Annotated in this window: 13 protein-coding genes; 6 read left to right on the top strand and 7 right to left on the bottom strand. The window is 71.5% G+C overall.

Annotated elements, in window-relative coordinates; translation table 11 throughout:
- Positions 1–32: 32 nt before the first annotated feature.
- Both FED44_RS26295 and FED44_RS26290 read right to left on the bottom strand, forming a co-directional pair.
- Positions 33–1,163: a SpoIIE family protein phosphatase gene (locus FED44_RS26295; protein WP_117409381.1), complete on the bottom strand. Its 1,131-nt coding sequence runs from the start codon at positions 1,161–1,163 to the stop codon at positions 33–35.
- Positions 1,164–1,955, bottom strand: coding sequence for an alpha/beta fold hydrolase (locus FED44_RS26290; RefSeq protein ID WP_117409382.1), 792 nt, complete (start codon positions 1,953–1,955; stop codon positions 1,164–1,166).
- Positions 1,956–2,063: 108 nt separating this feature from the next.
- Between FED44_RS26290 and FED44_RS26285 the strand changes: the two genes are divergently transcribed.
- A complete protein-coding gene (locus tag FED44_RS26285) occupies positions 2,064–2,513 on the top strand; it encodes a DUF4383 domain-containing protein (RefSeq protein WP_117409383.1) in 450 nt (149 codons plus the stop codon).
- 58 nt (positions 2,514–2,571) lie between these two features.
- Positions 2,572–2,988 (top strand): CBS domain-containing protein, encoded by a 417-nt coding sequence (locus FED44_RS26280; protein WP_117409384.1) that lies wholly within the window; start codon positions 2,572–2,574, stop codon positions 2,986–2,988.
- A gap of 117 nt (positions 2,989–3,105) precedes the next feature.
- On the opposite strand, the gene FED44_RS26275 is transcribed toward FED44_RS26280, so the two are convergent.
- The 3 genes from FED44_RS26275 to FED44_RS26265 all read right to left on the bottom strand — a co-directional run bounded on the left by FED44_RS26275 (position 3,106) and on the right by FED44_RS26265 (position 7,386).
- Positions 3,106–4,206: an ROK family protein gene (locus tag FED44_RS26275; RefSeq protein ID WP_244302276.1), complete on the bottom strand. Its 1,101-nt coding sequence runs from the start codon at positions 4,204–4,206 to the stop codon at positions 3,106–3,108.
- A 193-nt stretch (positions 4,207–4,399) separates the two neighbouring features.
- Entirely contained in the window at positions 4,400–4,921 is a 522-nt protein-coding gene (locus FED44_RS26270) for a hypothetical protein (protein ID WP_117409386.1), read from the bottom strand.
- A gap of 74 nt (positions 4,922–4,995) precedes the next feature.
- Positions 4,996–7,386 (bottom strand): ThuA domain-containing protein, encoded by a 2,391-nt coding sequence (locus FED44_RS26265; protein WP_117410328.1) that lies wholly within the window; start codon positions 7,384–7,386, stop codon positions 4,996–4,998.
- 367 nt (positions 7,387–7,753) lie between these two features.
- Between FED44_RS26265 and FED44_RS26260 the strand changes: the two genes are divergently transcribed.
- Genes FED44_RS26260 through FED44_RS26250 form a run of 3 tightly spaced genes read left to right on the top strand, consistent with a single transcriptional unit; the run spans position 7,754 to position 9,469 of the window.
- Positions 7,754–8,164, top strand: a complete 411-nt coding sequence (locus tag FED44_RS26260) for a hypothetical protein (RefSeq protein WP_117410327.1) — start codon at positions 7,754–7,756, stop codon at positions 8,162–8,164.
- Positions 8,165–8,186: 22 nt separating this feature from the next.
- Positions 8,187–8,657, top strand: a complete 471-nt coding sequence (locus tag FED44_RS26255; RefSeq protein ID WP_117410326.1) for a DUF6789 family protein — start codon at positions 8,187–8,189, stop codon at positions 8,655–8,657.
- On the top strand, positions 8,654–9,469 hold the full coding sequence (locus tag FED44_RS26250) for an SDR family NAD(P)-dependent oxidoreductase (protein ID WP_117410325.1): 816 nt from the start codon (positions 8,654–8,656) through the stop codon (positions 9,467–9,469). The genes FED44_RS26255 and FED44_RS26250 overlap by 4 nt, the downstream gene beginning before the upstream one ends.
- A 137-nt stretch (positions 9,470–9,606) precedes the next feature.
- Here FED44_RS26250 and FED44_RS26245 read toward each other — a convergent pair whose 3' ends face one another.
- Together FED44_RS26245 and FED44_RS26240 are read right to left on the bottom strand one after the other, a co-directional pair.
- Complete coding sequence (locus tag FED44_RS26245) at positions 9,607–10,479, bottom strand: LLM class F420-dependent oxidoreductase (RefSeq protein WP_117410324.1); 873 nt, start codon at positions 10,477–10,479, stop codon at positions 9,607–9,609.
- A gap of 119 nt (positions 10,480–10,598) precedes the next feature.
- A complete protein-coding gene (locus FED44_RS26240; protein ID WP_117410323.1) occupies positions 10,599–11,024 on the bottom strand; it encodes a PPOX class F420-dependent oxidoreductase in 426 nt (141 codons plus the stop codon).
- A gap of 506 nt (positions 11,025–11,530) precedes the next feature.
- Here FED44_RS26240 and FED44_RS26235 point away from each other — a divergent pair.
- Positions 11,531–13,759 (top strand): M4 family metallopeptidase, encoded by a 2,229-nt coding sequence (locus FED44_RS26235; protein WP_117410322.1) that lies wholly within the window; start codon positions 11,531–11,533, stop codon positions 13,757–13,759.
- The last annotated feature ends 84 nt before the right edge of the window (positions 13,760–13,843 follow it).

Below are 13,843 nucleotides of genomic sequence, written 5' to 3'. Positions count from 1 at the left end.
CCACAGTGAACCACAGGGACGGACGGACGGGGTCAGCTGGGGATCTTGAGCACCATGACGGCGATGTCGTCGCGGGGCAGCCCGGACTGGAAGGCGACGGCCTCGTTCACGATCGCCTCGGCGATTCCCGCCGCCCCCATCGCGCGGGAGGCGCCGAGCAGGCACCGCAGCCGTTCCTCGCCGTACATCTCCTTGTCCCTGCGTCCCTCGACGACGCCGTCGGTGTAGAAGAGGACCGCGTCGCCGGGGGCGAGGTCGACGTCCACGTCGCTCAGCCTGACCCTGGGCAGCAGGCCGAGGACGTTGCCGGGCCGCCCGATCTCGCCGACCGCGTCCCCGCTCGCCCACAGCGGGTACGGGTGACCGGCCAGGGAGAGGGTCAGCCGGAAGCGGTGGCCGACGGGCGCGAGCTGGCCGTACACGGCCGTCACGAACCGGCCCGCCCGCTCGCGCAGCAGGGTCCGGTTGAGCGCGGACAGCACCGCCGAGGGGCTGGGCTCCCGGATCGGCGCGGCCCGCAGGGTGTAGCGCGCCAGGCTGGTGACGACGGCGGCGTCCACACCCTTGCCGCACACGTCGCCGAGGGCGAGCGCCCAGCCGCCGGCGGTCTCGTACATGTCGTAGAAATCGCCGCCCACCAGGTCGCCGCGCCCGGCGGGCCGGAACGCCCCGGCGACCTGGAGTCCCGGGATCTCCGGCAGGGCCGGGGGGATGAAGCTGCGCTGCAGCGTGCGGGCCAGCTCCCGCGCCTCCGCCTCCGACCGCTCGGCGCGCTGGCGGGCGCGCAGCAGCTCGCGTTCGTACTCCCGCCGGTCCGTCGCGGCGAAGACGCAGAAGCGGATGACGCCCGGGTCGTCCCGCATGACCGCGTTGAGCAGCACCGGCAGCCGGGTGCCGTCGGCGCGGCGCATGTCGACCGCGATCTCGCGGACGACCGACTGCATCGCGAGCAGCGGGGAGAAGTGGGTCTCGTAGAAGATGCGGTCGCCGACGGCCAGCAGGCCCTGGATCCGCATGCCGCCGGTCAGCTCACCGGGGTCGTACCCGGTGAGCTCCAGCAGCGTCCGGTTGACCCGGATGATCGTCCCGTCGGGGAGGGTGGACAGGTATCCGCACGGCGCGTGCTCGTAGAGCTCCTCGAAGTCGTCCTCGACGCCGCTCACCTAGACGAAGGCCTTGATCGCCGCGATGGTCTCGCCTGGCGCGCTCAGGTTGGGGCAGTGCCCGGTCGCCCGCATGAGCACCAGCTCGCTGCCGGGGATCGACTCGTGGACGAACCTGCCCACCTCCACCGGGGCGATCACGTCCTGGGCGCACTGCAGGATCAGGCAGCGCACCGGCACCCGGGACAGGTCGGCGCGGTTGTCGGACATGAACGTCACCGTCGCGAACCGCCTGGCGATCTCCGGATCGGTCCGGCAGAAGCTGTTGGTCAGCTCGGCCCCCAGCTCGGGACGGTCGGGGTTGCCCATGATCACCGGAGCCATGGCGCCGGACCAGCCGAGGTAGTTGCTGTCGAGGGACTCCAGCAGTTCCTCGATGTCGGCCGCGCTGAAGCCGCCGACGTAGCCCTCGTCGTCGATGTAGCGGGGCGAGGGCCCGACCATCACCAGCGCCCCGAAGCGCGCCGGCTCCCTGATGGCCGCCAGCGCGCCGATCATCGCGCTCACCGAGTGGCCGACGAAGACCGCGTCGGTCAGGCCGAGCTCGGCACAGACGTCCAGGACGTCCTGCGCGTACCCCTGGAGGGAGGAGTAACGCTCGGGCGAGTAGGCCGACAGGTCGGAGTCGCCCGAGCCCACGTAGTCGAACAGGACGACCCGGTAGTCGTCCTCGAATGCGGGGGCGACCAGCCGCCACATGTTCTGGTCGCACCCGAATCCGTGGGCGAAGACCATCGGCCGGCCGTCGGGCCGACCGGTCACTCGCACGTTGTTGCGCACCATCACGCTCATGACGCGCAAGCGTACAAACCAATCCCATCACGGGCGATTTGGGGGGCGGCCGTGTACGTGGCGCGGTCAAGGGTAGGCGGCGTGAATCCCCTAGGCAACGGAGGCGTCATGGACACCATCTCCTCCAGGACCACCGCACGCACGCCCGTGCGGACGGCCGCCCTGGTCGTGGGCGTCGTGTTCCTCCTGGTCGGCGTCCTGGGCTTCATCCCCGGGATCACCCGGAACGTGGACCAGCTGCAGTTCGCCGGTCACCACTCGGACGCCATGCTGCTCGGCGTCTTCGAGGTGTCGATCCTGCACAACATCGTGCACCTGCTGTTCGGCGTGGCCGGTGTGACGCTGGCCCGCACCTGGGCGGGCGCCCGCTCCTACCTGATCGGCGGCGGCGCGGTCTACCTGGTGCTGTGGCTGTACGGCCTGCTGGTGGGCCACGACAGCGCGGCCAACTTCGTCCCGGTCAACAACGCCGACAACTGGCTGCACCTGTTCCTCGGCCTCGGGATGGCCGCCCTCGGCTTCCTGCTGACCCGCCGCGCGGTCCACGACCGCATCTGAGCATCGCTCCGCGGCCGGCCCCCGGCCGCACCCGACACACCGGAAGAGAGGAGAAGGCATGACGACCGCTCGCGACATCATGACTCCCTGGGCGGAGTTCGTGCGCGCCGACGAGACCGTCTACGACGCCGCCGAGAAGATGGCCCGCCTCGACGTGGGCTCGCTGCCGATCTGCGGCACCGACGACCGGCTCAAGGGCGTGCTGACCGACCGCGACATCGTCGTGAAGGTGCTGGCCCGGGGCAAGGACCCCAAGTCGTGCCAGGCCGGTGATCTCGCCCAGGGCGAGGCCGTCACGATCGGCGCCGACGACGACGCGGCGGAGATCCTCGACACGATGGCCTCGCACAAGGTCCGCCGCCTGCCCGTCATCGACGGCAACAAGCTGGTGGGCATCATCGCGCTGGCCGACGTGGCCCGCGCCCTGCCCGACGTGCCCGTCGGCGACCTCGTCGACGCGATCAGCACCGACTGACGCAGGCCGCCGTACGGCGGACGATCGCGAGCCCCGGCTCTGTGAGCCGGGGCTCCGCGTTTTCGGCCGCCCGAGCCGCCCGCGACGGAACCGCGCGCCGGGGGAGAGATCGGTGGCTCAACGGGGCACGCCGTACGCCTCGTCGCTCACGAGCCTGGCCGCGCCGATGACCGCGGCGTGCTCGCCCACGTCGCTCAGCACGATGGGCAGGTTCTTCGTCGCCAGGGGCAGCGAGCGCCGGTAGATGACGCTCCGGATCTCGGCGAGCAGGACGTGGCCCAGCACGGCGAGCCCGCCGCCCAGCACGATGAGGCTCGGGTTGAAGAACGACACCAGGCCCGACAGCACCTCGCCCACGCGCCGTCCGCCGGTGCGCACCAGCTGGAGGGACGTCGCGTCGCCGGCCGCGACCGCCTCGGCCACCGCGGCGGCGTTCAGCGTCCCGTCACGTTCGAGAAGCTCCCCGAGCATGGGCGAACGCCCCGACCTGACCGCTTCGAGAGCGTCACGGGCCAGCGCCTCGCCGCCGAAGGTCGCCTCCAGGCATCCGCTGTTGCCGCACGCGCAGACCGCGTCGGAGTCGGCGACCTGGATATGCCCGATGTCTCCCGCGCAGCCGTCCATGCCGCGATAGAGCTCGCCTTTCGCCACGATTCCGCACCCGACGCCGGCGCCGATTTTGACGAACAGGAAGTTCTCGACCGTGCGCGCCGCGCCCGCGTGTTGTTCGCCGAGTGCCATGACATTGACATCGTTGTCCAGCACGACCGGGCATTCGAACCACCGGCCGAGAAGATCGCGAACGGGGTATCCGTCCCATCCCGGCATGACCGGCGTCGCCACGGTGATTCCGCGGCGGAAGTCGACCGGGCAGGGGACGCCGACTCCGACTCCGAGCGGCCGGTCCACTCCCGCCTTGGCGAGCAGCCCGCGAGCGCGCTCCGCCGCGAGTTCGAGCACCGGTTCGGGACCTTGGCGCACGTCGCACTCGGTGCGCTCGAACGCGACGATCCGCAGCCTGCCGTCGGTGATCGCGACGGACACCGCGCCGGTGTCCACGGCGATCGCGACGAATCTGATGTCGCCCGCGATATCGATGACGGTCGAACGCCGCCCTCCGCGGGATGCGGCCGGGCCGATTTCGGCAATAAGGCCCATGGCCGTCAGCCGGCCGAGTTCCGCCCCCATCGTCGTACGTGACACTTCGAAGTGGTCCACCAGCTCAATGCGGGATCGAGGACCGGCATCACGTAATCGCGTGAGTATTCTGGCCTGCAGTTTCGTTTCGGGGCGGCCTGGGACCGATGTATCCACCCGATAAGTTTCTCACCAGGCGCGCGTGGCTTGTCACTCGGCGGGAACGGGAATTCGCGCGTCAATGCGGGGCGCGGGACCCATTCCGGCCTGATCGTCAGCCCGCCTCGCCGTGCTCGGCGACCTGGCCGAAGGTCCTGTCGCGGGCCAGGTCCGACAGTCGCACCGTGTCCACTCCGTCGCAGACCAGTTCGGTCGAGGCGATCGCGGCCCGCACCGCGGGCGTGTCCGGCCCCGGCAGGGCCACGGTCGCGGTCTGCAGGTACGTCCACTCACGCAGCGCCTTGAGCGACGCCTCGGGCAGCCGGGCCGAGTATTCGATCACCAGGGCGTCGTCCTTGACGAGCAGGTGATCGAGGCTCGTCCTGGTGGGGATGTCCTCGTCGGACGGTTCGTAGAAGGACTTGGCCGGATGGGTCCAGGAGGTCACCTCGCCGGGGGCCGTCCGCGGCCGCAGGTCGCACGTCACCGGAGACCCCGCCGTGCCGGCCGCGGGCCCGCTCGCGGCACCTGCCGCGGACGCGTCGGCGGAGGGGGCGGCGGAGGTGGCGCCTCCGCACCCGGCACAGAACGCGAGCGACGTCACGGCGAGTGCGACCCGGGTGAGGGCCTGGCGCATGGATCACTCCTGGTTCTCGTCGGAAAGGCGCCGGTGGCCCGGGCGCGTCGCGCGCCCGGGCCACCGGGAGGGGGTCAGCGCCCGCTGACCTTAAGGGAGGCCGAGCGGGAGACGACCTCGCCGGTCGGGTCGGTGATGCGGACCCGGTACTCGGAGTCCGCGACCTCCGGCGCCGCCGTGACGGCGATGGCGAAGGACGTCTCGCCGGTCATGTTGGTCCAGTCGGCCGAGCCCGGCGACTTCACCTGCCACTGGTAGGCGACGTTCCGGCCCTCGGCCGGCGCGGAGAAGACCGCGAGCTCGCCGGCGCCCACGGCCGTCGTCTTCGGCTGGGACACGAAGCCCAGGTGGACGCTCTTGCCGTCGAGGGTCCTCATCCAGGTGACGAGCTCGTGGGCCCGGTCGCGGAGCACGCTGTGCGCGCGCCCGCCCTGGCTGGAGTCGATCAGCCGGCGGAGGGTGGTCGCCTGCGTGAGCGCGTCGGCGTAGTCCTTCACCAGGTAGGCGTCGTACGACGCGGTGAGCGCCTGGTTCAGGTCGGCGGCCAGACCGGCGTCGATGGAACCGTCGGCGGTGCCGGCGGCGACGAGCTTGCGCACTTCGTCGTGGCTGACGCAGTTCGCCTCGGTCCGGCCCGCGGCCCACTTGATGCCCTCGAGCATGTTCTTCTGGAACAGCGGGTCGAGGGTGTTCTGCCAGTTGTGGAGGAGCGCCTGGGTGAAGGAGCGTCCGCCGTCGTAGTTCTGGCACCAGGAGATCGGGTGGTCCGCGCCCTCGACCCGGCCCGCGCTGGCGCCGATGCTGCCGACGTACGTCGACTCGTTCAGTGTCTGCAGGACGTGCGTCTTCTGGCGCGGCAGGCCGACCCAGTTGTAGAGCTCGTCGACGATCTTCAGCCGCTCCGGGAACTGGCTGGTGGCCGGGTTGGTGTCGTCCTCGGTCACCAGCTCGCCGATGTTGCAGGCCCCACAGGTGTTCTGGAGACCGCTGCCGTTGGAGCCGTGGTTGTCGAACTCGCCGCCGGCCAGGCCCTTGTACCAGTCCCACCCGTGCATGGAGTCGGTGGCGCCGTGCAGGGCGACGAAGCCGCCGCCCTGGTTGACGAACTGCTTGAGCACGGCCTGCTCGTCGACCTTGACGTTCGGGTCCGCCTGAGTGGGGCGGGCCGTGGAGAACACGCCGTTGCCGACGCTGGAGACGCCGATGACCACGTCGTACTTCGACAGGCGCTCGATGCTCTCGAACGGGTTCGGCACCGACACGTCGGGGCTGAGGTAGTCGTAGACGTCGACGTCGAAGTTGTTGGCCCGGCCCATGTCCTGGATCACGGCCATGGTCAGCGGGATGTGCTCGTGCCGGAAGGCGCCCGGCTGGTTGCCGAAGAGGAGGACCCGGAACTTCGGCTTCTTGTTGACCACGGACGCGGTCGGGAGCCGGAAGGGGGCGCGCTCCATGCCCGGCGCCGCGCTCACGGTGACGCCGGTGGCGACGTCGGGGTGCTTGACCCCGCGCAGTTCCTCCACCAGGTAGGCGGCGTCCTTCACGAGGGAGTCGCGCATGTAGCCCTCGGGCACGACCTGCGCGGCCAGCGCGCCGAAGCTCGTCAGGGCGGACACCGCGGCGTCGCCGCCGGCGTCGGCCTGGGCGAGCAGCGCGAGCAGGCGGTCGCCGTTCGACGCCGAGACCTTGCCGGCGGAGACGTACCGCTGGACCAGGGCCCGGACGTCCCCGACCGAGGTGGTGATCTGGAAGGTCAGGGTGTACTTCGCGCCGTTGCCGGCGGCGTCTCCGAGCGCGACCGCCCAGGTGTGCACGCCGACGGACAGGGTGGCCGGGTCCAGCGGCAGGGGGTAGGCCCACTTGCCGTCGATCCACATGTCCCGCACCGCGGCGCCGCCCGACCCGGGGGTGGGGTCGGTGCGCGTCGGGGTGATGGAGGCGGCGGCCGCGCTGTGCGCCACCTTGCCGCCGGAGACGCCCGGCCAGGCCGCGACCGGCGGCTTGGTGTCGATCCGCACGCTGATCGTCTTGGCCGCCGAGGCGTTGCCGGCGGCGTCGACCGCGACGTAGCGGACCGTGCTGTTGCGGTCGCCCTTGACGACGTAGGTGGCCGTGCCGCGGTTGCCGCTACGCACTGCCGGCACCGTGACGGCGGCGTCCGTGCCCACCGTCACGACGAACGACGCGACGGCGTCGTCGTCGGTCGCGGACAGGTTCAGCGTCACCTCGTCGTTGATGAACCAGCCACCGGCGCCGGTGGTGGTCGACGGGGTGTAGGCGGTGTTCGTCGCGCCGTTGTAGTTCGGCTCGGCGATCGGCGACAACGTGGCCGTGTCGAGGACGGGCGCCGCTCCGGACTCCGCGGCGGCGGCGGGGCCCGTGGAGCCGAGCACCAGGGCCGGCACCGCAAGCGCAGCGGTGGCGAGGGCCCGCGACCGCAGTCCGGATCGTGTGCGTGAGGACATGTCACTCCTATGTCGGGACAGAAGTGCATCGCGCCTTCGGACGCCGACCCCACGAGCGCCGACCCGGTGAGGTGGTGATCTACGGTTAACGCGACGACTCTCGGAAGTGTGAGCCGCGCCTCACATCTTTGTCAATGACACGTCCTAACTTTCGACGATTTCGAGGAAAGTAACGAGCGCCAGTGAAATAGTTCATTGGAACGTGTCAAATCTCTCCTCCTGCGCCAAACGGAAGAGGCCCCGCGACCCCGATCGGTGGCGAGCCGACTCCTGTTTGAGGCTGCCCGTGGGGGTATGTCGGCTCTGCGGCGCGGACCGCGGCAGGTGCCCGGCCCGCGGGCCCTGGCACGACGCGGGAGGGGAAGCGATGACCGACGACACCGGCGCGGGCACCTCGCGCCGTTTCACGTTCGACTTCGATCCCCGGTTCGCTCCCCTGCTGTCCGTCGTGGGCGTCCGCCCGGAGACCGCCGGGGTCCTGGTGGGCCCCGGCACACTGCGCGTGCGCTTCGGGCCCTGGGTGGTCGAGACCCCGCTGGCCAACGTCGCGGGCGTGGAGACCACCGGGCCCTACTCGCCGCCGCGGGTGATCGGGGTCCACGTGTCGCTCGCCGACCGCGGGCTCAGCTTCGGCACGAACGCCCGCCGGGGCCTGTGCGTACGGTTCCACGAGCCGATCCGCGGCGGCGAGCCGTCCGGGCTGCTGCGCCACCCCGGGCTGACGGTGACGGTCGACGACCCCGAAGCGCTGGCGGACCGGCTCTCCCAGCGCCAGTGACACACCCCCGGAAGGAGACTCCGTGATCCGCCGACTCGTCCGGGGCGCCGCCGCCGGCGCGCTGTCCACGCTCACCATGAGCGCGGTCATGCTCGCCGGGCAGCGCGCCGGGCTCATGCCGGGCCAGCCGCCCCGGCACATCGTCAGGGCGGCCCTGCCGGGCCACCGGCACCGGCCCAAACGCGGGGAGAGAGCCCTCGGCGCCCTCGCGCACCTGGGCTTCGGCGCCGCCACCGGCGCGGCGTTCGGCCTGCTGACCGGGAACCGGAGGCCCACGGTGCGGCTCGGGGTGGGCTACGCCCTGCTGGTCTGGCTGGGCGCCTACCAGGGCTGGGTGCCCGCGCTGAACATCCTGCCGCCGGCCTCGCACGACCCCGCGCCCGGCCGTCCGGCCGTCATGGCCGCGGCCCATGTCGTGTACGGCGCCACGCTCGCGCTCGCGGTCGACGCGATGCGCCGGGCGGGCGGAACAGCAACCAAGGAGGACAGATGACGACGCCGGACAGGCAGCTCGCACTCGTGACGGGCGCCTCCAGTGGCATCGGATACGAGCTCGCCAGGCAGTTCGCCCAGCACGGCTTCGACGTGGTGGTCACCGCGGAGGACGAGGAACTGGCGAGCGCCGCCGAGTCCCTGCGGGAGTACGGCGGGCAGGTGATCGCGGTACGCGCCGACCTCACGCGGTACGACGAGGTCGAGCGGCTGTGGACGGAGACCGTCGCGGTCGGGCGCCCGCTCGACGCCGTGGCGGTCAACGCGGGCGTCGGGGTGGGCGGCGAGTTCGCCCGCGGCACGTCGCTGGAGGCCGAGCTCGGGCTCATCGAGCTGAACGTCGTCTCCTCGGTCCACCTGGCCAAGCGCGCCGTCGCCGCCATGACCTCCCGGGGCGCGGGGAGGATCCTGTTCACCTCCTCGATCGCCGCGCTCATGCCGGGGCCGTTCGAGGCCGTGTACGCGGCCAGCAAGGCGTTCCTCCACTCGTTCGCGGAGGCGCTGCGGAGCGAGCTGAAGGACTCGGGCGTCACCGTCACCTCGCTGATGCCGGGGCCGACGGACACCGAGTTCTTCGAACGGGCGGGCATGCAGGACACGAAGGTGGGCGCGGGCCCGAAGGACGACCCGGCCGAGGTGGCCAGGCAGGGCTTCGACGCGCTGATGAAGGGCGACGACAAGGTCATCGCCGGTTCGTTCACGAACAAGGTCCAGGGCGTGGCGAGCAGGATCGCCCCCGACCGGGCCAAGGCCGCCATGCACCGCCGCATGGCCGAGCCCGGCAGTGGCGACGCGTCCGGGGACGAGGAGTAGAGGACCCCGGAGCGCGGTGAGGCCGCGGTGTGGGATCGGACGTTCCGTCCCCGCACCGCGGCCTCACGGCGTCTTTGACCACGCCCTCACGGCGTCGGTACGGGGTCCGTCCCGGGCGGCGGGGCCGGCGCTCCGCGTCAGAGGGCCGCGGCCACCGGGACGACCCGCTCGCCGAGGATGCGCAGCGGGTCCAGCCGGTGGACGTCCACGACCGCACCGAGCGCCTCGCTGAACCCGAGCTCGGCGAAACGCCCGAGGTCGTCGATGACGCGCTGGACGTTCTCCCCCTTCTCCCCCACGTCGTACCGGTAGTAGACGGTCTTGACGATCTCGTCGTAGTCGCGGCCCTCGGCGTCGCAGTGGGCCCGCAGCACGTCGAGCTTCCTGGCCAGGTCGGCGGTGGGGAACAGGTTGCACGCCTGGGCGTACCGCGCGACCAGGCGCAGGGTCTTCTTCTCGCCCCCGCCCCCGACGAGGATCGGCGGGTGCGGCCTCGACAACGCCTGGGGCGAGTTGAGCGGGCGCTCCAGCCGGTAGTGCCTGCCGTCGTAGGGCTTCTCGTCGCCGCCCCACATGCGCAGGCAGATCTGAATCGTCTCCTCCAGCCGTTCGAACCGCTCGGCCAGCGGCGGGAACGGCAGGCCCAGGCCGCGCGACTCCTCCTCGTTCCAGGCTGCGCCGATGCCGAGCCAGGCCCGCCCGCCCGACAGCACGTCGAGCGTGGTGACGATCTTCGCGAGCAGCCCGGGCTCGCGGTACACGGTCCCGGTGACGAGCGTCAGCAGCTTGGCCCGGGACGTGTGCCCGGCCAGGTAGCCGAGCGTCGTGTAGGCCTCCAGCATGTCGTGCTCGGTCGGCCCGACGACGCCGATCTGGAAGAAGTGGTCCATCACCGCGACGGTCGCGAAGCCCGCGTCGTCGGCCGTCCTGGCGATCTCGGCCAGGTCCGTGCCCAGGGTCGCGGGGCCCCCGGGGTAGGTGAAATCAGGGATCTGCAGTCCGATCTTCACATGCACCTCCTGTTACATGCTTACACCGATACGCCACTCAGCGCGCCGGAGTGCATGGCGGAGGCACGGTGGGGCGCCCTGCGGTGCGTCCCGCGTCGCAGGCGCCGGTGCCGGGAGGGTCAGGCCGTCATCTCCTTGTAGGCGACGACCTTGCGCACGCTCAGGCGCACGAGGATGGCGCCGGGGACGCTGTAGCGCTCGCCGAGCTCCTCCGCCTGCTCCTTGCCCACGTAACGGCCGCCGATCTCGGCCGCCCACCGCCGCACCTCGTTCAGGTCGTCCGACAGCGACGCCTCGCCCTCGAACATCACGAACGAGTACGGCGGACGCTGGTCGTCCACGCAGAGGGTGGCCCGGGGGTCGCGGCGCAGTTCCCTGGCCTTGACGCTGCTCTCGTGGGTGGTGAAGACCACGTCGCCGCCGTCCAGCGTGAACCAGACGGGGGTCGCGTGCGGACGCCCGTCCAGCCTGGTGATCGCGAGCGTGCCCGTGCGCGTCTCCGCCGTCGCGAACTCGCGCCACTCCGCCTCGGTCATCTGGTCCATGGTCCGAAAGTAACGTCCGCGGGGCCGTCCGGGTCTCAGCGCGCTCTCACCGCATGGTGCCCGTCCCACGGTGCCCGCCTCATCGCACTGTGCCCACTCATCGCACCCTGCTCATCCCTTTCCCGGCTTTCCGTATATGTACGGATACTTCTACGGATATTCAGGCACTGATCACGGCTCTAGCGTCACGGCAGAGGCCGCCACCCCCCAGCCGGACCCCGGCCCACCACCACGGACCGACACCAGGGACCACCGCCCCGGACCACCGCTCCGGACCGCCACTCCGGCCGCGACGACAGAGCAAGGAGCACCGTGACGTGACCTCTTCCTAGGTCCCGGATGACGCGGGCGGGCCATCCTCGCCCCGGCTCCCCGGAACCACGCGTTTCTCTCCTCACCCCCCGAATCCCACCGTGTCCGCCGCCCGGCCTCTCCCCCGGCGGCGACCGCCGTCGCCCGCCCACCCAAGCGGACGCGGCGTGGGAGGCAGAGAAAGGACGACGCCCATGAGGCGTGGAGCACTGCTCGCAACGGCCGCCGCGCTGGCCCTGGCGGGCCTGGCCGCCCCCACCACCGAAGCGGCCGCCAAACCCCCTCCAGGCAGCCAGGAGCAGGTGCGGTCCGCCGCCGACCCGGCGCAGCGCGCCGCGGCCGCGGCCGACCAGGCCGTCGCGAGCGGCCTGGACGACCTGCGCGTGACCCCCAACGAGAGCTATCGGCGCAGCGCCGTCACGGCGGGCGCCGGCGGCATGTACTACGTCAGCTACGAGCGCACCTACAAGGGCCTGCCGATGGTGGGCGGCGACGCCGTCGTGGTCGCCGACGGCAACGGACGCGTCCGCGACACCTCGGCGGCCTCCGGCGCCACGACCCTGGGTGTGCCGACCTCGCCGTCGGTGAGCGCCGCGAGCGCCACGGAGAAGGCGAAGACCGTGCTGACCCGGGTCGACGACAGCGCCGCCCCGCGCCTGGTCGTCCTCGCCTGGGGCCACAAGCCGCGCCTGGCCTGGGAGGCCGTGGTCTCCGGCCTCGCGTCCGGCCGGCCGAGCATCCAGCACGTGTTCGTCGACGCGGCCACCGGTGAGATCGCCGACTCCTACGACCAGGTCAGGGAGGGCAGCGGCACCGGTTACTACTACGGCGCGGTGACCATCAACACCAGCGGTTCCGGCACGTCGTACTCGATGACCGACTCCACCCGCAGCGGCCTCAAGTGCGGCGGGCAGAACGGATCGGCCTACACCGGCACCGACGACGCGTGGGGCACCGGCAGCGGGACGAACCTGGAGACCGCCTGCGTGGACGCGTTGTACGCCGTCCAGCGCGAGTGGGACATGCTCTCCAGCTGGCTCGGCCGCAACGGCATCAACGGCAGCGGCGGCGGCTTCCCCACCCGTGTGGGCCTGTCCGACGTGAACGCGTACTGGAACGGCAGCTACACCAACTTCGGCCACTCGCAGGACAACGCCCGCCAGGCCACCTCGATCGACGTGGTGGCGCACGAGTTCGGCCACGCCATCTTCCAGACCACCCCGGGCGGCGCCGGTTCCGGCAACGAGAACGGCGGCATCAACGAGGCCACCGGCGACATCTTCGGCGCGCTCACCGAGGCGTACGCCAACAATCCGAACGACGCGCCGGACTACCAGGTGGGCGAGCTGGTCAACCTCGTCGGCGACGGGCCGATCCGGTACATGTACAACCCGTCGCTCGCCGGCGACCCCAACTGCTACTCCTCCTCGATCCCCAGCACCGAGGTGCACGCCGCGGCCGGCCCGCTGAACCACTGGTTCTACCTGCTCGCCGAGGGCTCCTCGCCGGGCGGCGGCAAGCCGAACAGCCCGATCTGCTCCGGCGGCCCCTCGTCGGTGACCGGCATCTCCATCCAGAAGGCCGGCAAGATCTACATGGGCGCGCTGCAGCGCAAGACCTCGACCTGGAAGTACGCGGGCATCCGGTCGGCGTCGCTGGCGGCGGCGGTCGAGCTGTACGGCGCGAGCAGCGCCGAGTGCGCGGCCACCAAGGCGGCCTGGAACGCGGTCGGCGTCCCGGTGCAGTCGGGCGAGCCGAGCTGCAGCGCCTCGGGCAACGACTTCTCCCTGTCGCTCAGCCCCACCGCGGGCACCGTGACCGCCGGCCAGTCGGCCACCACGACCGTCTCGACGTCGACCACCTCGGGTAGCGCGCAGACCGTCGCCCTCACCGCCTCCGGGCTTCCGTCCGGGGCGACCGCGTCCTTCAGCCCGTCCTCGGTGACCTCGGGCGGCTCCTCCACCCTGACCATCGCCACCAGCGCGTCGACGCCCGGCGGCACCTATCCGGTGACGATCACGGGCACCGGCTCGTCAGGCGGCCACACCGCGACGTACACCCTCACCGTGTCGGGCACCTCCGGCGGACGCACGTTCACCAACGGCACGGACTACACCATCAACGACCTCACGACGATCACCAGCCCGGTCACGTCGAACGCGAGCGGTAACGCGGTGTCCCCGGTCCAGCTCAGCGTGACCATCTCGCACACCTGCGCCGAGGATCTGCGGATCAGGCTCCAGGGCCCGAACGGCACCTGGTACACCGTCAAGTCGAGCGGCGGCGTCAGCTGCACGTCGTTCGGCACCCGCACCTACTCGGTCGCGGTCACCCAGCCCGCGGCGGGCACCTGGACCCTGGAGGTCAGGGACCAGTACACCCTCGACACGGGTTATCTCGACTCGTGGAGCATCACCGTCTGAGCGACGGCCATGAGGACCCCCGGGACCGGCTCCACCGGTCCCGGGGGTTCCCGCGTTCCGTGGCCTCGACGGCGAGGCTCGCGC

It is taken from the genome of Microbispora triticiradicis (genome assembly GCF_005864065.1).
Lineage (GTDB): Bacteria > Actinomycetota > Actinomycetes > Streptosporangiales > Streptosporangiaceae > Microbispora > Microbispora triticiradicis.
This window is presented reverse-complemented; position numbering and strand designations above follow the sequence as displayed.

Bases quoted from the DNA above. Each gene is read 5' to 3' on its own strand.
- FED44_RS26265 (WP_117410328.1), bottom strand. From the start codon at position 7,386: ATGTCCTCACGCACACGATCCGGACTGCGGTCGCGGGCCCTCGCCACC.
- FED44_RS26270 (WP_117409386.1), bottom strand. From the start codon at position 4,921: ATGCGCCAGGCCCTCACCCGGGTCGCACTCGCCGTGACGTCGCTCGCG.
- FED44_RS26260 (WP_117410327.1), top strand. From the start codon at position 7,754: ATGACCGACGACACCGGCGCGGGCACCTCGCGCCGTTTCACGTTCGAC.
- FED44_RS26290 (WP_117409382.1), bottom strand. From the start codon at position 1,955: ATGAGCGTGATGGTGCGCAACAACGTGCGAGTGACCGGTCGGCCCGAC.
- FED44_RS26235 (WP_117410322.1), top strand. From the start codon at position 11,531: ATGAGGCGTGGAGCACTGCTCGCAACGGCCGCCGCGCTGGCCCTGGCG.
- FED44_RS26250 (WP_117410325.1), top strand. From the start codon at position 8,654: ATGACGACGCCGGACAGGCAGCTCGCACTCGTGACGGGCGCCTCCAGT.
- FED44_RS26280 (WP_117409384.1), top strand. From the start codon at position 2,572: ATGACGACCGCTCGCGACATCATGACTCCCTGGGCGGAGTTCGTGCGC.
- FED44_RS26240 (WP_117410323.1), bottom strand. From the start codon at position 11,024: ATGGACCAGATGACCGAGGCGGAGTGGCGCGAGTTCGCGACGGCGGAG.
- FED44_RS26285 (WP_117409383.1), top strand. From the start codon at position 2,064: ATGGACACCATCTCCTCCAGGACCACCGCACGCACGCCCGTGCGGACG.